Below are 24,796 nucleotides of genomic sequence, written 5' to 3' on the forward strand. Positions count from 1 at the left end.
GGTATTAGCACCGATTTCTCGATGTTATCCCAGTCTTAAGGGCAGGTTGCCCACGTGTTACTCACCCGTCCGCCGCTAACCTCAAAGGAGCAAGCTCCTCGTCGGTTCGCTCGACTTGCATGTATTAGGCACGCCGCCAGCGTTCATCCTGAGCCAGGATCAAACTCTCAAATAAAAGTTTTACGTTGGCTCTTTAGAATTGACTAGAGATGCATTTCATACAAATTGTATGTTGTACATCCTATTGCTTGACGTTTTGTTTAGTTTTCAAAGAACTTTTTTTGCGACTTTCTTATATTAACATAATCACTTTTCTTAGTCAACCACTTTTTCAAAAAATATTTATGTGGTTGTCGTAGCGTTATTGTTCGCTAAGGACGATTAATAATATATCATGGTTATTATTTTGTGTCAACAATTCTTTCATTATTTTTTTTGCATATGTTGTCCACTTCCTCATATACATGAAACAACTTATCCTTTCGCTATTTCTGTTCTTTTCATAGTAGGACTTCATCACGTTTAAAAATGGGAGGCGTGTACAACTATGTCCAATGCTTATATTATTGAACGAAAAAAATTAAAACAATGGCTGATTGTTTTGTTGGCTACTTTCTTTTGCGCTACTTTTTTATTTTTTCAATTGAATGACACCTTTACTTTTTCAACACCGAAAGGACCAAAAGCATTATATAAAGTAGAAACAGAGCAAAACAAAGTTGCACTTACTTTTAATATTAGCTGGGGAAACGAAGAAGTCATTCCAATTATAGAAGAATTACAACGATTAAACATTCAAAAAGCAACGTTTTTTCTTTCCGGTGTATGGGCTGAGAGACACCCGGACATCGTCCAAAAAATAGTCGAAGCTGGATTTGATATTGGCAATCTAGGTTATGAATACAAAAGTTATGCGGACATGGAGGAAGATGAAATGGTACGAGACTTAATGAAAGCACATCATATATTATCTGATTTAACCGAACAAAAAATTCATCTTTTCCGTCCACCAAATGGGCAATTTAATGAACAAGTATTACGTACAGTGGAAAAACAAGGCTATTCTACGATTCATTTTAGCGTCGATGTGAAAGACTGGACCCCTATTTCAAAAGAAGAAATGATTACCCGTGCAACGAAAAAAACAACAAAAGGAGATATTGTCCTATTGCACGCTTCTGATTCTGCCCGAAAAACAGCAGAAATTTTAAGCCCTATCCATGAAGACCTTAAACAAAAAGGACTTACATACGTGACAGTGGAGGAGCTAATTACAAACGCAAAAAGCTCGAATAAAGAAATGTAGCTCTCGCTCTCAAAATAAAACACACTTTCCTCGAATGAAAGTGTGTTTTATTTTGCTCCTTCGTAAGGAGCAGTAAACCTCCCGCTAATAGAAGATTTCTTTATGAACGTTTTTTCTTTTTACGATTCGTTGGTTGCTTTTTTTGCGGATGCGTAGATATTTGATTTCCCGCCTGCTTTTTCGCTTGTTTTTTTGCTGATTCTTCGATTACTTTCGGGTCAAGCAGACGATGTAAAATTAATAATTGCCACACATTCGACGTAAACAATGGAACAAAATAAACCCATAACCATTTTGGATCGTTAATGTAAAGTGCCGGAAACCATTCTAATGTTGTAACAACAATCATTAAAAATAGAGCTGGCACGAACGCTTCTTTTGTTGTTTCTTTTTGTTTAATATAGGCCACCATTAAACTGGTGACAAAAAGAAATACAGACACTAATAAATAAGGAACGATAGACTCGCCTTCTTCTGCAAAAAATTGATAGCGGAAATAGACTAAATCAAACAAAATAAGCGCAATTAAAATGACTTGCACTCCATTCCACCATGAACGAAAAATCCCAATTCCGATACGATGTAGCGATAAATAAGCAAAAAAGCCCATCTGACTTACAACACTAAACATCGCAGAAACTCCAAATAACCAAATAAATGTAACGATGAATTCTTTTACTCCTAATTTCATCCCATTATTCCAGTCGAGCGCAAACCCAGTAATGGTACCGCTGATCGCCCCGACAACTAAGGTTGTCCAAAATAAAAAGACCCATTTTTTTGCTTTCACTCTTAAAACTCCCCCAATTATAAAGTACTTATTGCAAATGACCATCCTTTGTATATTTCACGTTTTTCTTTCTCATATTAAGAATAATCAAAGTGATGGAAAGGAGCAACATTATGCGGAAACAAGTTTTTTATTTTCTAGCATTCCTCATGCTCTTCTTATTAATATCCTGTGCTCCAGCAGAACAAGATGAAAAACAAACAAATTACGAAAGTACCAAAAAGATGATGATGGATATTTTACAAACCGACGAAGGAAAACAAACGATTCAAAAAGTAATCAACCAAGATCAATTAAAAGAGGAAATTATTATCGATCATCCTTTAATGAAGCAAACAATTGAAGAAACATTAACTTCTGAGAAAGGTACTGAGTTTTGGCAAAAAGCATTTAGCGATCCTGCTTTTACTAGCCAATTTGCAAAGCACTTTAATGAAGAACATAAAAAAATGATGAAAGAATTAATGACCGATCCAGAATACCAAGCGCTACTTATCGATGTATTAAAAAATCCAGAAGTCAAAAAAATGACAGAAGATATTTTAAAAGGAAAAGAATATCGTGAAGAATTACAGCAAGTCATATCAGAAACGTTAAATAGCCCACTTTATCAAGCAAAATTACTAGAACTAATGAAAAAAGCGAAAGAAGAAAAGAAAAAACCAAAAGAAGAAGCCTCCTCGTCAGCAGAATGAGAAGGCCTCTTTCTTTTTTTATTTTTCAAGTTCTCCGATAACTTGTTTCGCCATTGTTTGATAAATTTGTCCGATTTTTTCTTCTTCTCCGTAAATAGATGGTGCAAAGTCACCTTCTACTGAAGCTGGTTGTGCTAATGGAATTTGACCAAGTAATGTCGTTTTTAACACTTTCGCTAATTTTTCTCCACCGCCACGGCCAAATACATATTCTTTTTCATTTGTAACGCTGCTTTCAAAATAAGCCATGTTTTCTACTACACCTAAAATTTTATGGCTTGTACGAAGCGCCATCGAGCCAGCGCGAGCAGCGACGAATGCCGCTGTTGGGTGCGGAGTAGTGACAATAATTTCGTTACATTCTGGAAGAAGAGTATGAATGTCTAACGCTACATCTCCAGTTCCAGGTGGTAAATCTAAAATTAAATAGTCTAAGTCGCCCCATTCTACGGCATTAAAAAAGTTGTTTAACATTTTTCCAAGCATCGGTCCACGCCAAATAACTGGAGAATTGTCTTCAACGAAAAAGCCCATCGAAATAACTTTTACACCGTAACGTTCTACTGGGAAAATTTGTTCCCCGCGTACGACTGGAAGTTCTTCAATCCCCATCATATCCGGGACGCTAAATCCGTAAATATCCGCATCGATAATTCCAACATTTTTTCCTAAACGAGCAAGCGCGACAGCAAGGTTAACGGAGACAGTTGATTTCCCAACGCCGCCTTTTCCACTAGCAATCGCAATAAATTTTGTTTGGCTATCTTTTGATAACAATGGTGGTAAGCCTTCTTCTTGTACGCCACCTAACGCTTTAATTTCTTCTTCGGATAATTCTTCAAAACGTAAGCCTACGGATGGAACACCACGGTCTTTTAACACGTTTACTACTTCTTGTTGCAAATCCATTTGTTCTGGCCCGCTTGTTTTACCAATCGCAAGCTTTATACTAACAAAATTATCTTTTACTTGAATATCACGAATCCCGTTTGTTTCATATAAACTTTTATGTAATGTTGGGTCAACCATATTTTTTAAAATATCTGTAATCTGATCTTTTGTCAGCATCCTTTGCACCCCTTATAGTTTAGAATCATTTTATTGTTAGTATAACACAAATGGGCTTTGTTCAATAAAAATGGCGCTCGAATAAACATAGATTTTTTTCAACTTTCTTCTAGTTGTAAACATTCCTCATTTTTCTTTTTGTTCGGTCGTATAATAACGTAAAATCCCTCTATATATAGATGCCGCCATTTTTTGTTGGTATTTTTCATCACGCAAAAGGCGTTCTTCTTCATAATTGGATAAAAATCCTGCTTCTACTAATACACCAGGAATCTTCGCTTTTTTTAAAATATACACGTGATGGATTGGTTTCTCCATACGCTTCGTATTTTTCAATGTTAGGCTGATTTCTTGTTGAATGTATTTTGCCATCTCCTCATTTTCATCGTGTGATAAATGATAAAATGTTTGGGCGCCGCTCCATTTAGAAGACGAGATAGCATTTAAATGAATGGAAATAAAAAAATCTGCTCCTGACTCATTAATGATTTTCGTTCGTTTTTTTAAATCATACACTTTTCTATCGCGAACGCGTTTCATGTTCGTCGGTGCCAAATCATAATCACCTTCTCGCGTCATAATGACATAGGCGCCCGCCCCTTGCAAATAATCCCGCAGTTCATGCGCAATTTTCAACGTAATATCCTTTTCCCTTGTCCCTTTTTTTCCTACAGCTCCTCCATCAATTCCCCCGTGTCCAGCATCTATAACAACAATTTTTCCTGATAAGGGAAGGGTAAATACTCGCCACGAAGGAGTAATCCATGGATAGAAAAAAAAAGAAATACTCATTACGATCATCATAAAAAACACGAAAAAACGTGCTTGTTTTCGATCCATCTTCCTCACTCCTCATTGTCACTATATGGACAAGAAGGCGGAAATATGAACGCATTTATATTTTTAATTTGTATGTCTTTTTACCATTTTGATATCCTTTTGAAAAATAATCACTAATAAATTCCCGACAATTTTCATACAACGCTGCATTAGCAGACGGTTGTAAAAACATTAAGTAATCGTATAAATCCTCCATCAACAACGCTTCTTTATAAATGGAACGTTCTTTTACTTCGATAAACGGCATACCATAATACCCCAAACGACTAAAGCTCGCTCCTAACAAATACGATTCCAACGCTAACTCAAAACAAAGTTCCGTCACAATCGGCCACTTTGTCGATTTTTCTAAAAAAAATGGATAAAACATTTGCTCAATTTCCTGCTCCACTTCTTTCAATGAGAGCCATTTTAAAATGGTTTTTTCATATTGAACTTTTCGTTCCGCTTGCTTTTGTTTAAATGTGAAAATAACTTGCACCTGTCTCACCTCCAGCTTTCACACTTAGTATCAAAAAACACGAAACGATTCATACTACACAAAAAAATCCTTTAGCAAATGCCAAAGGACTACCTTTTTTCATGACCAGATTTTTGTTTGTGGAAGCGTTGATGCTCCCAAGCAATCAACACCATCCCTAACTCTTCCTCTAATGCTTTAATTTTAGATGCTTCTTTTTCCGACAATTCCGCAATGTTATATTCCATCCCATCACCTCCTTTTTACAAGACACTGTTAGCGTGTCCAACCATACAAAAAACATGAAGAAAAAATATTTCCCTTTGTCGCCTCTCTTTTTTAAAGCTATCAGATATATGTTATTTTTTCTTATATTTTTTGTGAAGATGATAACAGGGGTAGCTTCCCTATGGTATGATTTTCATAATAAAATTTACGGAGCATTTAGATTGGAGGGTCATGTATTGGGAAAATTAAAAAAAGGGTACGACATCTTTTTATTCTTTCTACCCCGCGCACTACAAGTCATTTTAAACCTTTCTCTCGTTTTATTAGCAGTTGTACTCTCTTTTCTTCTATGCAAAGAATTGTTTGCGTTTAGCCATATTATTCTTGGCGATGAAAGTACGGATTATCAATTATATTTAGCAAATATTCTCGTGTTCTTTTTATATTTTGAGTTTATTTCGATGATTGTGAAGTATTTTAAGGAAAATTATCATTTTCCGTTACGTTATTTCTTGTATATCGGCATTACAGCAATGGTTCGATTAATTATCGTCGACCATGATGATCCGATGAATACGATATTTTATTCGTTAGTCATTTTAATTTTAATCATCGGCTATTTTATTTTAAATATTACCCCACGTAATCGCCCGGACAATCATTCTTTTTTTAAAGACAAGCATACCGTTGAAAAATGAATCAACGGTTGTACCGTTTTTCATCCTTTAATAAAAAAATAACTATCAAAACTAGTTCATTGTTTATTGGGTATACTCCTATTTATAAAACAGAAGGTCTTTCCTTAGCTACTTCATTCATAAAGGAAAGACCGTTTACAAAATATTTTTTCTATTATTCATTTGCTAGGAATATACATGAATTTTTTCTTTTTTAGATAAATTTCGTCTAATTAAAAGACAAGTTTATAGAAAGAACCGATTAATTAACAATGAATCCATTTCACATCATTTTCGAGCAAATGTCCCTCCCAAGCCTTTGATAAAGGTTGATTAGATAAAATATAATCAATTTTGTTTAATTCTGTAATCTTGTATGTTCCTTTCAGACCTATTTTTGAATGATCAGCCAATACATATGTTTTTCCCGCTTGGTTAATCATCATTTCAGATAACTTCGCTTTTTCTAAATTATATGAAGATATACCGAAATCAGGAAGTAAAGCATCCACTGAAATAAAAGCTCGATCAAAAGATAAATGAGTCAAAATTTGTTGTGACATTGGTCCAGCTGTGCGAAAATGTTGAGGGCTAATTGTTCCACCAATAAATACTATCTCTCCAGTAAACATCTTATTATTTGTAGCAGATATTAACTGGTTTGCAAAAGGAAAAGAATTTGTAATAATCGTTAACTCTTTAATATGCATGAGATACGGAACTAACTGAAGAGTGGTACTTCCCTCATCTACTAAAATAACATCCCCGTTCTGGATAAATGTAGCTGCTTTATAAGCAATTCGTTTCTTTTTCTCTATATTTAAAATTTTTCTTTCCACCATCGACGGTTCTATTAAGGATGGGGGGTCATTTTTAACAGCTCCCCCATACACCTTTTTTAATTTTTGATTTTTATCTAAATCTTCCAAATATCGACGAATTGTTTCAGTAGAAACAGAAAATTTCTCGGCAAGATCCGCCACTTTAACCTTACCTTTCACTTCCAAGTTCTCTAAAATAATCCTTTTTCTTTCTTCGCTTACTACAGACATTTGCAAACCTCCATCACTGTAATTTAGTTCCAATTACTAGACTAAATAGCGGGAGCAGGAGTTACTTCTTTCACTTCTTCATGTACAATAATGTCTCTCTTTTTTAATTCCTCAAAAATAATCGTTGGATTATCAAAAGCCTCTTCAGGAGTAATAACTCCTTTTTTTTGTACATGGCCTTTGGCAATTAAGTTAGCTGCGATGGCAAATGGAATTGCAACATTTCTTGTGTACGCACGTAGCTTTTCCCAGCCAGGTACTGAACCGTCTGAAGCAGGATGTGTGTGGTACAATGTATGATTTATTTTCTTTCCATTTTTTTCTCCTTCTACTTCTACATGTAGAGAATATCCATATAAATCAGTAGTTTGGCCTTCTTTAGATTGAAGCAAATATTGAGATATGCAATCCATAATACCGATTTCTTTCCCATTCACTTGAATAGGTGTATTTTGTAAAATACCATATTCATATAGTGCTTTCACAAGCTGCATATTTTTTTGTGGCCACGTTCCACGAGTTTCAATTAATTGAATACCTTTATCTTTTAACGCCTTTGACAACGTTACCGTCTCTGCATGCGGAATAATATATTGAATCGTTTCACCATAAGGTTCTGGCAGTTGAATTTTTCTTGGACGAGCAAATGGTTTTACTTGCTTCATCTCTCCATTTTCAAAAACAACCCTAGTTGGTAAATCAGGATCATATTCATAAGTTGTCGTTTCTGCAATCGATGCTGAGAAGGCAATTGGACGAAAAGATCCGTGACTGACGCGCACGCTTTCAACGGTATCTAATTGATTAGCAGCGTGCATAGCCATCATTTGTGTTAAACCTGGGGTCATCCCAAACCCAGGAAGTAATGTTTTACCGTTTTGTTCAAATAAATCATTCCATTGATTTTCTTCTCCAAAACCATTTAAATTAATGCCATGACACCCTGCTTTGGCAATACATTCAGAAGAAAGTCCATTTAACTTAATAGTAGTTCCATCTAAAACAATATCGTACCCTTTCATTTTCTCTACAGTTTCATCGATATTTGTAACATCTACTTGGACAAAATCTACCCGTGAATCGTCAAGCCATTCTACTACTTTTCTTCCTTCTGCTTCATTATAATCTGCAACAGTGATGGTCTCAAAATCAGAATATTGCACTAAATCGAAAATTGCCTCTCTGCAAATTTTACCTGCTCCACCTAAACAAAAAATTTTCATTGATAAATAACTCCCTTCGAAATAATAGCTGTTAATTTTTTTATATCTTCTGTATGTACATCTCCAATATTGCCAATTCTAAATGTATCTGTTTGTGAAACTTTTCCTGGATAAATGACAAATCCTTGTTTTTTCAAGTAGTCATAAAACAAAGGAAAATTAAATTCCTTAGTAGGGAAACAAAAAGATGTAATAATAGGGGACTGGTATTTTTCTTCAATAAAAGGAATAAAACCAGACTCCTTCATTCCTCTTACTAATAATTGTTGGTTCGTTGTATATCGCTGTTGTCTTGCTCCTACACCACCTTCCTCTTCAAGTTCTAGTAATGCTTGATAAAAAGCGCGAACAACATGAGTAGGAGAAGTGAATCTCCATTTTCCATTTTGTTTCTCCATTGTCTCCCATTGATCAAATAAATCTAGTGAAAGAGAATGAGCCTGTCCTTTACACTTTTCCAACTCCGATTGTTTTGCTATTACAAAACCAAACCCAGGTACTCCCTGGATACATTTATTAGCACTGCTAATTAAAAAATCAATTTGCCAATCTGCCACATCAATCTCGATTCCACCAAAACTACTCATCGCATCAATAATTGTTATTTTTCCGTATTTTTTAGCTACTTGTGTCAATTTTTGAATAGGATTTAAAATACCTGTTGTCGTTTCACAATGAACAGCAGCAATATGTGTAATATCCGGATCCGTTTGAAGTAATTCTTCTACTTTTTCTATCGAAATTGGTTTATTTTCTTCTACTTTACATACAACCGTTGGAATTCCAATAATATCTGCGATTTGGGCAATTCTATTTCCATAAGCGCCGTTTATACAAACTAGCAATTTCCCATTGGGTCCAAGTACTGATCCAATCGTTGCTTCTACCGTAAATGTGCCACTTCCTTGCATTAAAACCGAAGTATAATTCCCATTGTTTTGTGTAGCTAAATGAACTAGTTTGTTACGAACGTTTTGTACTAAATCATTGTAATCAGTATCCCATGTACACCAATCTTTTAACATTACTTCTTTCACTGTTTGAGTCGTAGTTAATGGTCCTGGTGTTAATAACAAATAATGTTGATTATCCATGTTACTTTGCTCCTCCAATAGCTACTTGTTGTTGCTCAATTTGTGCCATAATTCCTTCAAGCTCTCGTAATTCTAAAATAGTAAAATGAGCCCCCGCTGCTAGTAAACGTTCTCTTACTACTTGTATTTTCTTTTCTAATTCTGCTTTATCCATTTCCTTTACTTCCTTTTCCGATAATCCTAACTCGCTACTCCCAAGGATGACACCTACTGTCCACATTCCTGCATTTCTTCCCTCTTTCATATCCGACACTGTGTCTCCAACTTTTATCATCGTGTTCATCGGATAAACCCCTAATTCCATCGCATTTTTATAACACATCCAGGGATACGGACGACCAGCTGGTACTTGATCAGAAGCAACGTAATAATCTGGCTTATAGCCTTGTGTTTCCGCACCTAGCGCGACAATCTTCATCATTTCTGACGTATAACCTGTTGTAGATCCAATCTTTATTCCACGCTGACGCAGATTGTCCATCACTTCTAAACACCCAGGTACTGGTGTGACATAGTTTGCTAAAATTGCAAACAATTCTTCTTCAAATCTTCCATACATTTCTTGTATATCCGCTTCTTTTGGTTCACGTCCATAAACAGATTGCCATAATTCTTTAATTCGAGGCATCTCCGTTATTGCACGAATATGATCAATTTTTAACAAGCCCATCGGTTTGCGCGCTTCTTCAACTGTAATCTCCATTCCTTTTTCTTTAAAAATTTGCATAAATACTTGAACAGGTGCAAAACACCCATAATCAACTGTCGTCCCTGCCCAATCAAAAATAACCGCTTTAATCGTTTGTTTCATTTATTTGTCCTCCTATCTTTTTTGCCAATTCAATGTACGTTTCGTTACATACTTTGTTAATAATTCATATACTAACTTGACAACGATGTTTGTTAATAAAATCAGTGAACTCATAGCCGCTGCCGCAGCTAAATTACCTGCATCATCCATGTTCACAATCGAAATAGCAGCTAGTTTGAAATCTGGTGAGTATAAAAACATCACAGCTGATACAGTTACCATGGAATTAACGAAGAAATACATAGATATTTCTAAAATTGCTGGCAGACACATTGGTACAGTCACTTTAAAAAATGTTTTATAAAATGGAACACCCATTGACTCAGAAATCAGTTCATATTCTTTATCTAGTTTTTTTAGTGCTGTCGTAGCTGTTACAAATGAGACTGAGTAAAAATGGATAACATTTGCCATTATAAGGATAGCGAAAGTGCCATATAAAAAATGGAATGGATTATGAAATGTCCATGAAAAAAGGTGAATTTCTGGTTGGCTAAAGAAAAAGATATACCCTAATCCAATGACAAGCCCTGGTACAGCTAAAGGAATAATTGATAGGAAGTATCCTATTTTCCGCACACCTGGCATACGTCGAATTTTTTCAATCCCATAAGCAAATAAAAATGTTAATAACGTCCCTATTACTGCCGTAATGAAAGCGACAATGATACTATTTTTAAATGCTGCCATTCCATCACCTGTATAACTAGAAAGATTTAAATGCTCAAGAGTAAAGCTAAGATCATATGGCCACACTTTTGAAAAAGCTGCTACTAACACTGCTAGTACCATTAAAAATATTGCTCCTGAAATGATGGAACAAAATAAGAATAAAAGGGTATCTCTCATCTTATTTTTTTTAATAATAAATGGTTTAGATTTAGAAGAAATAGCACCTAAGTTTTTTTGAACAGTTAACCGATCTACAACAAAAGCAAAAATAGCTGGCAACATTAAAATAATCCCGACTGTTGCACCCATTGCCATATTTTGTTGTCCAATCACTTGTTTATACACATCTGTGGCGAGTACATTGTACTGTCCCCCAACAATTTTAGGAGCCCCGAAATCTGTAAAACTTAACGTAAAGACGACAAACGAAGCACTGATTACTCCGTATTTAACGTTAGGAATGGTAATCTCCAAAAATTTTTTGCATTTACTTGCTCCTAGTGTTTCTGCCGCTTCATACATTTGATAATCAGCACCTTGAAACGCAATGAGTAAAATTAAGACCGCTTGTGGGAACGTATACACAACCTCCGCCATAATAATTCCAACAGGACCGTATAATTCAATATTTGTACCTGGCAATAATCCAAACAAACCATTGGTTAGAAGCCCTTGATTCCCAAATAAATACATCAATGCGATACCATGCATCATCGTTGGAGCAAATAAAGGCAACATAGCCACGGATTTAAAAAACATTTTTCCAGGAATAGCAGAGCGAATTAAGGCAAAAGCATAAATAAAAGCTAATGCTACGGAAATCAACGTTGTCATACTGGAAATAAACAACGTGTTTTGTAATGATTGCACTAAGGTTGGCGATGAAAAATATTGTTTGAAATTTTCAAGTCCAATAAATACTCCCTCTTTATCATAGAAAGCTTGGACAAATAACTGAAACAGCGGAAAAACCAATAGGATTAGCAGAATACCGATCATAAAAAAAAGTAGTAAACGTTGTAACCATTCATTTTTTCCTACTCTTTGTCTACTATTTTTTGTGACTATCATACGCTCATTTTTTTCTAGCCACTCCATTTATCCGCCCATCCTTTCATCATACGTCAACACTTGCTTCTCACTGATAGAAAGGGTTAACATACTTCCTTTCTTTATTTGCTTTTGATGAACCATCATCGTTGGCAAGTCAATTAAAACAAGTTTATTATTTAATGGAGAATTGGTTTGTTGTAATCTCACTAATCCCCGGTAAACTGGTCCTCTAAATTCTAATTTTTCAACAATAGATGTAAGACCTTCTCCTTGCGTTAAGATTATATGTTCGGGACGTATCGCTAAAATCCGTTCTTCTGGATGATTAGGATTTACATGAATAAAATTCATAGCACCAATAAAATCAGCAACAAACGAATTAGCTGGTAATTGATAAATTTCTTGTGGTGTACCGATTTGCATTATTTCTCCACGATTCATTACAAGAATTTTATCTGCCATGGTTAAGGCTTCCTCTTGATCATGTGTCACCATAATCGTCGTAATTCCCAACTTTTCTTGCAAATCGCGAATTTCAAATCGAAGCTTTTCTCGAACTTTTGCATCTAGAGCAGATAACGGTTCATCTAGTAAAAGAAAATCAGGCGATAAAGCAAGAGCGCGGGCAAGAGCGACCCTTTGTTGTTGCCCCCCTGATAACTGCGATGGATAATTATTTTTTCTTTCTTCTAACCCGACCATTTCTAATGCTGCCAAAGCTTTCTCTTTCACTTCTTTTTTTGATAATTTTTTTGCTTTTAGCCCGAATTCAATATTTTTTAATGCTGTTAAATTGGGGAAAAGGGCATAAGATTGAAAGACAATTCCAAAATTTCTTTGAGATGGTGGCATATTTGTTACATCTTTTCCATCAATCAAGATACGCCCAGCTGTCGGCTCTTCTAATCCTGCAATCGTTCGCAGTAACGTCGTTTTTCCACAACCACTCGGACCTAACAAACAAACAAATTCTCCTTTAGTAACATTGAATGAAAGATTATTTAAAATGGTTGTATTTCCAAATGTTTTACTAATATGGTCAATTTTTAAGTAACTATCCATATTCCTCTCCCTTTCGCCTTATGTCATTCCTTCGGCTCGGCTTTTTGACCAAATTCTTTCTCCCATTTCTTTAAGATTTCTTCACGATTTTCAGCTGCCCATTTCAAATCATTACTATCAAATAATTTACTTACTACATCTTCTGGAAAACCTTCTGGTGCGTTAAAATCATTTTCAATCGTTGCAAATCCATTTGCATTAAAATATTCTTGCATCGCGTCATCAGAAATAGCCCAATCTAAAAATGCTTTTGCTAGTTTTTCATCTTTCTTGTCTTCTTTTTTAATAAGTGCATTTGCTTCTACTTCCCAACCTAATCCCTCTTTCGGAAGAACGACTTCAATCGGGGCACCCTTTTGTTTTTCTTTTACTGCGCTGTATACCATCGATACTCCAATAGGATACTCTCCAGCAGCAGCAAGTTTTGCTGGTTTAGAACCTGAATGTGTATATGTAGAAACATTTTCATGTAATTTCTTCATATATTCCCATCCTTTTTCTTCTCCCATCATTTGTAGCCAAGCAGAAACTGTTAAAAATCCGGTGCCAGATGATGCTGGATGCGGCATAACGAGTGTATCTTTATATTCTGGCTTTAATAAATCTTCATAAGAAGCTGGCATCGGTAAATTTTTCTTTTCTAATTCTTTCTTATTAACAGCAATACCAGTCATAAACGCTGTATTTCCGACCCACTTTTCTGGTTGATTGCTATCTTTAAATTGTTCTTGCACACGATCAATTCCTTTTGGAGAATAAGCCTCCAACATATCTTTTTCATCAAGCGCAAGTAAACTCGATGCAGCCGTTCCCCAAACAATATCCGCTTCTGTATTTTTTCCTTCCGCTAAAAGTTTTGCTGTAATGACTCCTGTGGAATCTCGTACAATATTTAAATCAACATCAGGATGTTTTTTCTCAAATGATTTAAGATAGACAGGGATTAATTCATCTTCGATGGCTGTATAAACTGTTAATTCTCCTTTAAGATTGTCACCGTTTCCTTTTTCATTCGCTTTATCCCCACCGCCAGAACAACCAGCAAAGATGGATAATCCTAAAATAGCAGTCAGACCAATTAACGTTGGTTTTATCTTTTTTATCTTTTTCATCTTTTCCTCTCCCTCATATTGGACTAGTTATTTTTCCTACAACTCCACTATAAGAAACGAATGTTAATACCAATCCGATAATTTGTTATATCTTTGTTAAAACTTTGAATTGTATGGAAAGTTGTTGAATTATGTGTTTTTATGCGGTCTTTAAAAGAAAAACCACCCGTATTCCTTTATAAAATTTACATTTCCTTAACATTAATAACAAAACTAACACTCAATCCCACATTTTTTCAAAAAAATGTGTGGCATCTCCGTAATAAAAGATACTACACAACTTGTCTTCATTTTTTGAATAATTAATTTTTACAAGATAATAAGAAATGAACAAAGAGAAGTGAAAAAATAAAAATGACTTGGCAGTCTTTCTGCTAAGTCATAAAAAGGTACTTACTATTTGTGATGGTTTTCGTTACTTCCCATTTTTTCTCCTAAAGTCTTCCAATTATACAACATAAAAGAGTGGTTTTATATTTGTCTTGTAATAAATAAAAAAATCAATTCGCACAATCCATCCTTTTTCTCCACATCATTCTCAACGTCCGTACAAGTTCTCTTTCTTTTTCTAAAAACATTCGAAGTAATTGTGTCGTTTTATAACAAGCGCGTATGTCCAAACATTCCGCATCTGTATGTTCATGATAATAGCCTACGGAAAGGTTGATACTTTGGATGCCGTGCGATGCCCAAATGATTGTGTCACTACTTCCACCTTGCGTGCACTTCCAATCGGTTAAATCTGCTTCTTTCGCCACTTGTTCGATAAACTCTCCGTATCCATCCTCACAAAATGGAATCGTACCTAAACAAGATGTCACAATATCACTCGTTCCACGTCGTTCTACTACAATCGTCGCATGTGTTCCCCATAAAAAATACTCATCTACTTTACTTGCTCCAACAAGTCCCGCTTCCTCTTCCACAGTAAAAACTAATTTTATTTTCCCAGAAAAAGTAGAAAAATGAATGACCATTTTAGCAACGGGTAGTAACACCGCAACACCTGTGCGGTCATCCGCTCCTAAAATACTTTCATTGCTCTACCAAATCCCATTCTCTTTCCTAATCCTTCGACCTTTTACGATTTCTTTCACTGTATCTAAATGAGCATTTAATACTATGGTTGGACCACGTCCCGTTCGATAGGTCTTCTCCGCTAACAAATTGCCACACCAATCGACCATAATAAAATCGACATATGGTGTTAATTTTTCTTTTACTTTTTCTCTAATTTTCCATTCCTTCCCACTCAATCCTGGAATAGAAAGCATTTCTTCTAGTTCCGTATAAAATAGTTGCCCTTCGACATAATCCATCCTTCGTTCTAGCCATTCTACCTTCATCACACTCATTTTTTCAGCTATCACAAGGAGTTCTTTTCTTGCTAATGGAAAATATAGGACATAACTTCTCCCATTATCGCGACCACGAATTACTTTTACACCTAGTGCTAACAACAGTTGGTTTAGCAGATAGATGTTGTTTTCTTTTTTTACAACGGAAATATACGCAGCATGTCTGCCATAACCATGACAGGAACCATTTGTATAAAATCCAAGTCGATTGAATTGGCGGAAAATCCCGCTAGTATACGTATCAAGCTCTTTTATCTTTGGTTCTTCTTCTCCCGGTCTAAACCAAAGATTTCTACCGCGCCCGCGATTCTCAAAATCCAGAATAGAAATCCACGCTTCTTCTTTCATTGGTTGACTATACATCATAAGCGTTTTTCCATCATAGTCATAAGAAAGATTGTCCTGTTCTAAGCTTTGCAGTAAAAATTGTTTGTTTCGCTCTGTTTTATGTTGACAATCAAATTCATTCTCTTCTTTCTCATGTAATAACTACCCGTGACGGACAAATAATAAATACCAGCCTGTCATCTAATCCTCTCCCTTTCGTGAATGACCAGTATTATCGCAAAATAAAGAAGTCTCCCGTCCTCAGGCGGTACAAGACTAATCACGGTTCACTATTAAATGACATCATCCACTCGATACAAAACAGTATAAGAAAATTAGTTGAATTACTGTATACATAAGCACTGGTATGGTTATCAATAAATTTTTATGAATAATTCAGGTCACTAGCGTTGAGTAAATTTAATTTGACTATTCTGACTAATTATCCGAGTCAAAATGAAAAAAAGTTAAAATACCAAATGAAAGGTAGTAATTATCCATTTTTTTACTATAAATAATGACTAGTGGAAACAAGCAACATCTTCATTATTATGGTTCTCCTTTTCCCTTTATTTTTCTAACCAAAATGCGGGCTGGCTTCCATAAGGAAGCCTTTAAATAACGACTTATTTGTAAGTAAGTCCGGTGACTTTTGGTATTAATTTGAGCGAGGACATTTAAGCAATACACAATCATTGCAATGTATATCTGATTGTGCACTGCTTGTTCACTATGTCCATAGAATTTCTTTATACTGAGATGTTGTTTCATCCACTTAAAAAATAATTCAATAGCCCATCTAGATTTGTATATTTCAGCTATTTCATCTGCACTTAAGTCAAATCGATTCGTTCATAAAGTCAGCTCATTATCCCTAGAATCGAGTATTTTTAATTTGCGAAAGACATTTTCCGAATGATTTTGCGGTGTTCCAATGACAACCATTTCATCAGATAAAACTTTTGAATCTGACGGCAACGAAAATGTTTCCATCACCCAGACAACAGCATTTTTTCTTAGACGAGAAACAAAGAAATAGCCTTCGTCCATCATGCGATCAAAAACATACATGCAAGATTGGTCATCGACCAATACTTCTAATTGCCCGCGGTCATGTTCCTTAGCATTTGTAATGACTGCTTGATCTGGATAAGATAATCCTTTATCCAGAAATACTAGATGTAAATGAAGTTTCACTCCTGATTTCGTTTTACAAAATTCAGCCCATTGATGATTTCTTAAATTTAATGAAAGTGTGCTCGAGTCAATGACTTCTAGTGGTGTAGTTACTTTACGTCTTGTATTAAAATGCGTTTTCTCATGAATTTAGGAAACTAAATCCAGAAAAGGCGATGGAAAAAATAATGTTGGAACTTCATTTAATCTTCTCCCCAATTGCGAGGTGCTAATGAAATTTAAATCAATTGATCTTTGCAGATCTTCGGAGAAGAGCTTGCCTGTAAGCCTTTTGTCTCGTGCAATTGGGCGTGAAGCAGTAATGAAACAAAAGGTTTCATAAACAACTTTTTAGTATAGTAATCAAGTTGGTATTTTTGAACCTAGTTATCAAACATATTCTGGTTTATTGGTGATAACCATTGTTTAAATGCATTATTTCGTGTAAACTTATCCATACAATTTTCCTTTATATTGGATTTGGATAGTTTACTACCTACCAACCATTATAAAGGATTTTTTTATAGGCTTAAAAAAATACAGAATATTTAGTATATTGTTAATATTTATATATATTTAATGCAACGCTAGTGATAATAATATAATCTGTAATATTGCATAGATAGCGATTTATAAAAATAGCCCATCAATAGTTAAGTTTATTTATTGCATCGTCCATTTCTTCTAATGTAATAATTATTGTGATTTCATCTTTATCCTTATCTAATAATACAATAGTAGGAACGAATCCAGATTTGATCATTGCAAATAGTTCATGTTGATTATCATAATAAACTGGTAGTTTGATATCTTCTTTATACAAGAATGCTTCCATTCTTTCTTTATGAAGATCAGCTTCACTTAATGGTACATGAATCGTAAAAATAGATTCATTATCATAAAAATCGTTTAATTTGTTTAAAAACACATGACACTGTCCACAACTTATAGACCAAAAAAATAGTATTTCTATATTAGTATTCAAAAGTGGATATTGGGATTCTAATTTATTTAAAATCAAATTCTTCATTATTTCCTCCTTTAAATTGTTTATTAAAACGCATATTTAACATAAAAATTCCTATACTAAATAGACATATACCTAAAAATATAGCACTTGGTATTAAATAAGTTATCCCTTCATAGTCAGCTAGGAACCTATAGAGTGCAGATAATATTACGATGCATAAAAGCAACAAAAGAACAATATTTTTGTAGTAGGATGTAGCAGTTACATTATCGACTACTATAAGTCGAAAGAAAACATATATATGAAGAAAAACGATTAATACAAACGATAAATTAATAGCAATTACATATACCCTATCAAGTTCTATATTATTTATATATACTAATAGGTCTAAAATGATGATAGTAATTAAAGTTGGTATAATTGAGGTTAATTCTATGGTGATGACTTTATTCAACAAACTTCCAGGGGTTGTTAAAAGAGTGTTTGAATGATAATGTCTCAATGTCCCTGTAACATATCCACTAAATAAAGTAGATAAAATTAGAAATCCAAAAATAAAGTAATAAAGGAGGTCATAAAAGTTTAATAAAAAATGAAAAACTAATATTGTTAGTATAAGTTGAAATATTAAACTCTTTAAGTTTTTTCGTATAAGCAAAAGTTCAAACCAAACAAACGATAACTTTCCATCAAGAAATTTCCCTTTCCACCAACTTCTATAATTTGAGCTAACTCTTAAAGAATTGATGAATGAATTAAAATCCTCATGCTGTGACCAAAAATCTGCTTCGAAAATCAACCTTTCTTTAAACTTCATTGTCTTTCCAAATTTATAAATGAGAAACAAGCATAGACAAATGATAAAAAAAAGAAAGAAAAATGAAGTGATATTTATAGTACCGTTTAATATCTTGCCTAATTCAGAAATAGACGAAAAAAAAGAGAGATGCAAATTTTTATAAAAAACTAACCAAGTAAGCGTTACATAACCAACCAATAATAAACTTATCAATATAGCAAATATACTTAAATACAAGAAATCCCCTCTTACAGTAGAACAGGCAAAAGCTATCAATTCAACAGTAACTAAAATGAATAAACTAACAAGAGCCGTAGAGAGAGCACCAGTGTCCAAAGTTTTACTTGCAAAAGCTATAATATCAACTACTATAGCCGAACCTAACCAAATAACTAATGGGGGTAACACTCTAGCAATAAATAATGACATCAAAATTAAAAAATCTGATTTCGGTAATGAATATATCCAAGTAAAATCATACAATTTAGAAGGTAGCCTGTTTGATATAAGCCCAAAGAAAGCACTGATTAAAAATAAACCAACAATAATCCACCCTTGAAGAAATGTATTATTTTCGTGTGTGCTACTCAAGATGTAAAAATGAATAAAAAATATAGTTAAAAATAAAACAATACCCAATAAGGGTAAACCACTTATTTTAAATTGGATATTTTGTATTCTTCTTATAAATAATTTACATCGCAAGCCAATAATATTAATCATAAAGACGTACCACCCCGCCTAGTTCTTTTATAATATTATTGCTCCATTGTGTAATTTCCTTATTTTCTTTCGGTACTTCTTTAAAGTTTTTCATCTTTCCCTTTTCTAATAGTAAACATTGATCTGCAATCTCTTGAATAAAATCAAGACTATGGGAGGAGACAATAATTATTTTATTTTTGTATTTTTGCGCCATAAGCCATTCGGCTAACCATTGCCTTGAAGGTATATCCAGTCCGTTTGTCGGCTCATCAAAAATGTATAATTCTGCTTTCTGAATATATGCAGAAGCTAACATAGCTCTTTGTTTTTGTCCTTTTGATAAATTACCACTTGTTCGATCAGATAGTTCTGTCATTTGAACAGCCTTTAAAGCATCATAGACACTGCTTTCTAATGATTTTCGAGGTATCCCAAATGCTTTGGCTTTAAATTGAAGATGTTCAGCTACTGTGAGAGTCGGAAAGAGATAGGCTTGGTCTGGCACGTAAGCTGTAAGAGATTTAGCCTTTTCTGAACCAGGGATTTCATTGCAAATCCTTATGTCTCCAGACTGAGGCTGCAAAAGTCCCGCTATACAACGTAGCAATGTAGTTTTACCAGCACCATTAGCACCCAGAATCCCTAGAATTGTTCCAGCAGGTACTTCGATATTAATATCAAAAATACCATCTCCTTGTTTATATGTCTTAGTTAGATATTTTATTTTCAACATATAATTCCTCCTGGACAAATATATTAATTTCTAGAACCTATATAATTAGAAGCAGCATTAGGGTTTTCTTTTCTTTTACTTAATTTGTAATCGAAAAGAGGAAGTGATGTTAAAATAAAATTATGAACAAAATGAGCTATAAAAGCTGCCAAAAAACCATATTGCAGATAAATGTAGCCGAAAGCAAAACCTATTAGAATTAATTGAACCCAACGAAAAATTGGTGGTGAAAAGCCTCTTCCTTGATGTAAGAAAGCCCATAATACTGATGTTATAGTAAGGGCGAGTAATTCATTGTTAAATAACCACATGAACAACGAAACCCCAAGTAGACGATATGTTAGTTCTTCAAGTAAGGAACTTTGCATACTCATACTAATTGACTGTCGATATTTAAATCCAGATAAATAAGTTGACCTGGAAGATAATTCAGGTGAAACGCGCAAGTAACCTCTTTTTTGTAATAGATAAAAGAAAACTGTTGATAAAGCTAAACAAATAAAACCTACTCCTATTCCAACAAATAATTGATCTATCGGTTGTTGAAATGTTAAAGCGTCATTATTGTTTGCAAGATTCAAGCCAGCCAATGATAGTATAAAGGTAAGAAAGCTATATGCTGTTACACCCATGAATGCAGATAAAATTCCAACGGTATATATGGACCTCAAAGTTAATCTAGAATCAAAAGCATTAACAATACTTAATTTAATGTCATCGTGCGCTGTTAATAGCATAGACAAAATCATTAAACCAACGAGCATAAGACTAGTATTTATTCCCGTTACTTGTTCGGTATAGATAAGAGAAATGACCGCTACAATAGTTGCACCCAATGATGCTATGAAACTTGTTAAATTTAACGCACTCTCACGGTATTCTTTTCTTATAACTTTTTGTATATCATCTGTATTAATATCAGTGTCATTGTTTATTTGAGTAATTCTATCGTCCTCAACCGTTACATTAAATTTCATGCGAATCTTATCAGCTTTAATGGTGTACCAATAATGCCTGATATTTGATAAATCTTCATTTCTCTCGCCTTCACCAGTGGCTTCAACTCTACTCCAAATTTTATTTCCGTACTGCTGCTTCAGTAAATTGATAATATCTTGTGAAGTAGAGATTTTGTTAGATATATCTTTATAAAGGGATTCATTTCGAATGTTTGAATGTAAAAATGTTATCTCTTTATTAGCATTAATATTAACTACGATTGAATTGTTCTCATGAACAAAGCGTATCCTCCAGGATTCCACAATCCCCCAATCGAATAACAAAGACCGCCATTTTTCTAAGAGATCTAATTGATGCATTCTGTTAACTACTTCATGATCATACCAATAGTTTGAATATACCTTCCATGTTGATACATCAACCCCAATAATTCTATTAATATAATTTTGTGCTACAAAGACTGATTCACTCCTTGTTAGTAAAGTGGATTCATAAAAAGGGGGTCTAAAACGCCAAAATAGAGTAACAGATAAAATACCTATAATTAAAATCAACACCTCGGTCATTTAATTGGCTCCTTTTTAAACATAAGTGTGTGGACAATCTACCTCTTCTGGCATATCAACCTTTGACATACAACGACATGTACTAACATTCTCATGTAGTGACAAAACATTCGAAGGGTCCCCTAATTCTTCCATTGTATTTCTTTGTATATGTCCTAAAGAAACACTTTCTACCTGACAAGGCGTGACCAAACCATCAGCCCGTATATACCACTGAAGATACCCAGGGGTACTAAATTCCGAACACCCGCCGCTATCATCTCCATCCCAAATAGGGATATGAATAACATCGCCATGCTTTTCTACAGATTTGTTAAGTGCATTTTGGACATAAGCATACTCATCTTTTGTTAACCCAAAAGATACATTTTCTCCTCTACCAACAGGTAATGTGATACCTGCCCTGAATATATTTGCACCTGCTGATACGGAAGAATCTATTACTTCCTCAATTGATTTATAGTTTGTAGGATTCACTGTCATAGCAATTAATGTAGGTACATTTCTATTTGCAAGTTGCTTTACAGTCTCCATTGATTCTCTGAATGCCCCTGTTTTTCCACGCAAATGATCATGTATATCCGAAGAACCATCAATACTTATTTGAACATACACGTTACTTAAATCTGATATAAGGTCTAGTTCAACAGGATTCCAATGCAGACCATTGGAGAATAAATGGACATTTGTAAAAAGGGAACTTGCAGTAGTTAGTACTTGTTTAAAACCTTTTATTAATCTGGCTTCTCCACCTGTTAAAGTTATATCTGTGATCCCCCTTGTTGCCAAATTTTGCATTACTGTAATCCAATCGTTAGCTTTTAATTCACTTTCAAGACGTTTACCTGATGATGAATAGCAAAAAGAACAAAATAGGTTGCAGCCGTTAGTTAATTGCAATGTACAACTAATAGGAATGTACGTCTCTGTGGAACCAGTTAACGTTAATTTTGGAATTTCATCCTTCCAAACCTTAGTTATTGGGTGTGCATCCAACATGTAAATCAAATCATCTTCTGTTATTTTTCTTTCTTTGACTGTGCTTAATATTCTCGCTGTTTTTTCAAGCGATTGATTTTTGGCTAATATAAGTGCGATTTCTACAGCTTCTCCGCTTAATCGAAAATAGTACATACTCTTTTTATCAACCAACAATGCTCCATGAGGTTGTAAGTGTAAATAAAACTCTGATTTATACTCTGTAGTCACATTCTCTCTCCTTTACTTAATAATAAGAGGAGACCAATATTACCTCAGTCTCCTCTCCATTTCTTATAATGCTGCATTTATTGGAGTAACTGGCGGTATACAAACTCTAGTAAGAGAAATAGAATGAGCAGCCCAACAAGCAGCGCACCCAACAGATTTGACAAGTGGCCTTACGGCTTGTTTTTGTGCCGAAGAGTGTGTTGATTCCCAATTTTGTTTTTTTTCATTTTCTTTCATAACGTTTCACCTCCTTTTTAGTCTCATAATTGTAATCAATTACCAAGTAAAATCATACCATCAACTTATTGCTTTGTCATCAATTTATCTGAATATTTATAAAAAAAGAAATATTCCTTCATTTTTCAACAACATATTCAGCCTTTAAGCTTTTTATCAAATGAAAATCTTTATTTATTAAAATACAGGTTTATAGGAGGGATTTGTAAATAAATAGAGAACTATACTTTATTTAAAGAGGTGTATTAAATGGATAATAAAAAAGAAATTAATATGAGTCTTGAAAAATTAAAGAGTCCGAAAAAAGAAGTAGCATTAGAAGCGATAAAATCCATAGGGACTACAGGAGAACAAGCTTTACCTGTTCTAACGAACGTAATCAACACGAGTGATGATGAAGAATTAATTACAATGTCTATCATTGTTTTAGGGGAAATTGGTGAAAAAGCTTCATGTGCTATAACTGATTTAATCGAAATGCTAGGACACACAAATGAGCAGATTCGAATGGCAGCAGCACTTAGTTTGGTACGAATAGGTAAAAGGAGCATTCCATTGTTAAAAGGGAAAATCTTAACTAACAACAATAAAAATTTGCTTTTTTGGACAAGTTGGGTATTAGGAATGATTGATCCAAAAGAGGTAGAAAAAAACTCTGTTTCTATACTTCTTAATCATGAATCTAATACGGAAAGTATGATTGAAAAAGCAGCAGCTCAGGAAGTATTAGCAAAACTAATTGGTAGAGAATTAGACAAATAAAACACAGGAGGCTCTTCAATGTTACCTTGTTTATAAAATACAATTGACTCTCCTTTTCTCAACCAATCTTCAATCCTTGTTAATTCATAAGTAAGCCCTCTCATTTGTTTTCCCCTTTCCAAAACGGATTTAAAAAAAGAAAAAGAGGAAGCACCCCATAGCACTCCATCTTTTTCTAGCTTATTCTCTCTTTTTATTCAGTGTCCACCTTATACCGATTTATTTCTCCAGCCCCAATGCCGGTAGTGTCAAGAATTTTGTGTAAATACCTTTTTAATAGATTAAGTTAACTGTGATATGATTATTTTAAAAATTCTTATTATAATAGTCTTTTTCGCTGCGATGACTGCTTATTTTGAACCTATGGTCTCTTTTTAGTGAGATCAAATTAACGTGGATTTAGAAGGGATTGTTCCGTAGTACCATCCATATATACATGTAGCTCTTTCGAGCTGCATTTCAATCATTTTCTCGATGAGTTCTGTAATCTCAGACGTTTTGATTCCTTTTTGATACATGTGAATAACAAATTGTTCAAGCGTATCATTTGAACGCTTGTAAGGAGCGATGGTCTATTGTTCAAATTCTCCATTACGATTTCTAGGAATCTGGAGGTTTAACTCGCCATATTCTGTTTTAAAAGAACGGCCATAGTAACCATTTCGAGAGTTACCAGAGTGAACTCCCTTACGCTCATAAGGCTCGTAATCAAGAAACCAAGTAAGTTCATGTTTACATAACTGATTGATTGCATGTTCTAAATGTAAACGAAAAACTTCTTCTATATCTTGTGTTTGAGCTAGTGCTTCGATTAAATCTGTAGTAAGATTATTCATAGGAAGACCTCT

Annotated in this window: 25 protein-coding genes, 1 rRNA gene and 2 pseudogenes; 4 read left to right on the forward strand and 24 right to left on the reverse strand. The window is 34.3% G+C overall.

Features of this window, described 5'->3' with window-relative positions:
* Nucleotides 1-175, reverse strand: a 16S ribosomal RNA gene (locus BN1372_RS00015); the annotation flags it as partial.
* A 372-nt stretch (nucleotides 176-547) separates the two neighbouring features.
* Between BN1372_RS00015 and BN1372_RS00020 the strand changes: the two genes are divergently transcribed.
* Nucleotides 548-1,306 (forward strand): polysaccharide deacetylase family protein, encoded by a 759-nt coding sequence (locus BN1372_RS00020; protein WP_062196872.1) that lies wholly within the window; start codon nucleotides 548-550, stop codon nucleotides 1,304-1,306.
* A gap of 100 nt (nucleotides 1,307-1,406) precedes the next feature.
* Here BN1372_RS00020 and BN1372_RS00025 read toward each other — a convergent pair whose 3' ends face one another.
* Nucleotides 1,407-2,096, reverse strand: a complete 690-nt coding sequence (locus BN1372_RS00025) for a KinB-signaling pathway activation protein (protein WP_074018083.1) — start codon at nucleotides 2,094-2,096, stop codon at nucleotides 1,407-1,409.
* A gap of 113 nt (nucleotides 2,097-2,209) precedes the next feature.
* On the opposite strand from BN1372_RS00025, the gene gerD reads away from it, so the two are divergent.
* Complete coding sequence (gene gerD / locus BN1372_RS00030) at nucleotides 2,210-2,791, forward strand: spore germination lipoprotein GerD (protein WP_062196873.1); 582 nt, start codon at nucleotides 2,210-2,212, stop codon at nucleotides 2,789-2,791.
* 18 nt (nucleotides 2,792-2,809) lie between these two features.
* Here gerD and BN1372_RS00035 read toward each other — a convergent pair whose 3' ends face one another.
* The 4 genes from BN1372_RS00035 to BN1372_RS15065 form a co-directional block, all read right to left on the reverse strand.
* The gene (locus BN1372_RS00035) at nucleotides 2,810-3,859 is read right to left on the reverse strand and encodes an Mrp/NBP35 family ATP-binding protein (protein WP_062196874.1); all 1,050 of its coding nucleotides are present in this window, start codon (nucleotides 3,857-3,859) and stop codon (nucleotides 2,810-2,812) included.
* Nucleotides 3,860-3,985: 126 nt separating this feature from the next.
* Complete coding sequence (gene cwlD / locus BN1372_RS00040; RefSeq protein WP_082418889.1) at nucleotides 3,986-4,699, reverse strand: N-acetylmuramoyl-L-alanine amidase CwlD; 714 nt, start codon at nucleotides 4,697-4,699, stop codon at nucleotides 3,986-3,988.
* A gap of 55 nt (nucleotides 4,700-4,754) precedes the next feature.
* Nucleotides 4,755-5,180: a DUF2521 family protein gene (locus tag BN1372_RS00045; RefSeq protein ID WP_062196875.1), complete on the reverse strand. Its 426-nt coding sequence runs from the start codon at nucleotides 5,178-5,180 to the stop codon at nucleotides 4,755-4,757.
* Between the two features lie 89 nt (nucleotides 5,181-5,269).
* Complete coding sequence (locus tag BN1372_RS15065; RefSeq protein ID WP_154662966.1) at nucleotides 5,270-5,407, reverse strand: hypothetical protein; 138 nt, start codon at nucleotides 5,405-5,407, stop codon at nucleotides 5,270-5,272.
* A 216-nt stretch (nucleotides 5,408-5,623) separates the two neighbouring features.
* On the opposite strand from BN1372_RS15065, the gene psiE reads away from it, so the two are divergent.
* Nucleotides 5,624-6,085: a phosphate-starvation-inducible protein PsiE gene (psiE, locus tag BN1372_RS00050; protein WP_062196876.1), complete on the forward strand. Its 462-nt coding sequence runs from the start codon at nucleotides 5,624-5,626 to the stop codon at nucleotides 6,083-6,085.
* A gap of 245 nt (nucleotides 6,086-6,330) precedes the next feature.
* Here psiE and BN1372_RS00055 read toward each other — a convergent pair whose 3' ends face one another.
* The 17 genes and pseudogenes from BN1372_RS00055 to skfA form a co-directional block, all read right to left on the reverse strand.
* Nucleotides 6,331-7,116 (reverse strand): DeoR/GlpR family DNA-binding transcription regulator, encoded by a 786-nt coding sequence (locus BN1372_RS00055; RefSeq protein WP_062196877.1) that lies wholly within the window; start codon nucleotides 7,114-7,116, stop codon nucleotides 6,331-6,333.
* Between the two features lie 41 nt (nucleotides 7,117-7,157).
* Nucleotides 7,158-8,339, reverse strand: coding sequence for a saccharopine dehydrogenase family protein (locus tag BN1372_RS00060; RefSeq protein WP_062196878.1), 1,182 nt, complete (start codon nucleotides 8,337-8,339; stop codon nucleotides 7,158-7,160).
* Complete coding sequence (phnW, locus tag BN1372_RS00065) at nucleotides 8,336-9,433, reverse strand: 2-aminoethylphosphonate--pyruvate transaminase (RefSeq protein WP_062196879.1); 1,098 nt, start codon at nucleotides 9,431-9,433, stop codon at nucleotides 8,336-8,338. Before phnW ends, BN1372_RS00060 begins: the two co-directional genes overlap by 4 nt.
* Before the next feature lies 1 nt (nucleotide 9,434).
* Complete coding sequence (phnX, locus tag BN1372_RS00070) at nucleotides 9,435-10,244, reverse strand: phosphonoacetaldehyde hydrolase (RefSeq protein WP_062196880.1); 810 nt, start codon at nucleotides 10,242-10,244, stop codon at nucleotides 9,435-9,437.
* 12 nt (nucleotides 10,245-10,256) lie between these two features.
* Complete coding sequence (locus tag BN1372_RS00075) at nucleotides 10,257-12,014, reverse strand: putative 2-aminoethylphosphonate ABC transporter permease subunit (RefSeq protein ID WP_062196881.1); 1,758 nt, start codon at nucleotides 12,012-12,014, stop codon at nucleotides 10,257-10,259.
* Nucleotides 12,015-13,031, reverse strand: a complete 1,017-nt coding sequence (locus tag BN1372_RS00080) for a putative 2-aminoethylphosphonate ABC transporter ATP-binding protein (protein ID WP_062196882.1) — start codon at nucleotides 13,029-13,031, stop codon at nucleotides 12,015-12,017.
* A gap of 23 nt (nucleotides 13,032-13,054) precedes the next feature.
* A complete protein-coding gene (locus BN1372_RS00085; protein ID WP_147515299.1) occupies nucleotides 13,055-14,143 on the reverse strand; it encodes a putative 2-aminoethylphosphonate ABC transporter substrate-binding protein in 1,089 nt (362 codons plus the stop codon).
* A 500-nt stretch (nucleotides 14,144-14,643) separates the two neighbouring features.
* A complete protein-coding gene (locus tag BN1372_RS15410; RefSeq protein WP_267902233.1) occupies nucleotides 14,644-15,174 on the reverse strand; it encodes a M28 family peptidase in 531 nt (176 codons plus the stop codon).
* A 12-nt stretch (nucleotides 15,175-15,186) separates the two neighbouring features.
* Nucleotides 15,187-15,867 (reverse strand): hypothetical protein, encoded by a 681-nt coding sequence (locus tag BN1372_RS15415; protein ID WP_230198773.1) that lies wholly within the window; start codon nucleotides 15,865-15,867, stop codon nucleotides 15,187-15,189.
* Between the two features lie 510 nt (nucleotides 15,868-16,377).
* Nucleotides 16,378-16,680, reverse strand: a pseudogene (locus BN1372_RS15930) (transposase); the annotation flags it as partial.
* The gene (locus BN1372_RS15935) at nucleotides 16,681-17,025 is read right to left on the reverse strand and encodes a hypothetical protein (protein WP_456085394.1); all 345 of its coding nucleotides are present in this window, start codon (nucleotides 17,023-17,025) and stop codon (nucleotides 16,681-16,683) included.
* A 625-nt stretch (nucleotides 17,026-17,650) separates the two neighbouring features.
* Complete coding sequence (locus tag BN1372_RS00100; protein WP_062196883.1) at nucleotides 17,651-18,034, reverse strand: TlpA family protein disulfide reductase; 384 nt, start codon at nucleotides 18,032-18,034, stop codon at nucleotides 17,651-17,653.
* Nucleotides 18,012-19,499 (reverse strand): sporulation killing factor system integral membrane protein, encoded by a 1,488-nt coding sequence (gene skfF, locus BN1372_RS00105; protein WP_062196884.1) that lies wholly within the window; start codon nucleotides 19,497-19,499, stop codon nucleotides 18,012-18,014. The genes BN1372_RS00100 and skfF overlap by 23 nt, the downstream gene beginning before the upstream one ends.
* Nucleotides 19,492-20,214, reverse strand: a complete 723-nt coding sequence (locus tag BN1372_RS00110; RefSeq protein WP_062196885.1) for an ABC transporter ATP-binding protein — start codon at nucleotides 20,212-20,214, stop codon at nucleotides 19,492-19,494. The genes skfF and BN1372_RS00110 overlap by 8 nt, the downstream gene beginning before the upstream one ends.
* Nucleotides 20,215-20,237: 23 nt before the next feature.
* On the reverse strand, nucleotides 20,238-21,740 hold the full coding sequence (locus tag BN1372_RS00115; RefSeq protein WP_062196886.1) for a CPBP family intramembrane glutamic endopeptidase: 1,503 nt from the start codon (nucleotides 21,738-21,740) through the stop codon (nucleotides 20,238-20,240).
* A gap of 15 nt (nucleotides 21,741-21,755) precedes the next feature.
* Entirely contained in the window at nucleotides 21,756-22,949 is a 1,194-nt protein-coding gene (gene skfB / locus BN1372_RS00120) for a sporulation killing factor system radical SAM maturase (protein ID WP_062196887.1), read from the reverse strand.
* A gap of 63 nt (nucleotides 22,950-23,012) precedes the next feature.
* Nucleotides 23,013-23,186: a sporulation killing factor gene (gene skfA, locus BN1372_RS14370; RefSeq protein WP_074018084.1), complete on the reverse strand. Its 174-nt coding sequence runs from the start codon at nucleotides 23,184-23,186 to the stop codon at nucleotides 23,013-23,015.
* 249 nt (nucleotides 23,187-23,435) lie between these two features.
* On the opposite strand from skfA, the gene BN1372_RS00125 reads away from it, so the two are divergent.
* Nucleotides 23,436-23,948, forward strand: coding sequence for a HEAT repeat domain-containing protein (locus BN1372_RS00125; protein WP_062196888.1), 513 nt, complete (start codon nucleotides 23,436-23,438; stop codon nucleotides 23,946-23,948).
* 416 nt (nucleotides 23,949-24,364) lie between these two features.
* Here BN1372_RS00125 and BN1372_RS00130 read toward each other — a convergent pair.
* Nucleotides 24,365-24,784 (reverse strand): annotated as a pseudogene (locus tag BN1372_RS00130) (transposase); the annotation flags it as partial.
* Nucleotides 24,785-24,796: the final 12 nt, after the last annotated feature.

The organism is Massilibacterium senegalense (assembly GCF_001375675.1).
Lineage (GTDB): Bacteria > Bacillota > Bacilli > Bacillales > Massilibacteriaceae > Massilibacterium > Massilibacterium senegalense.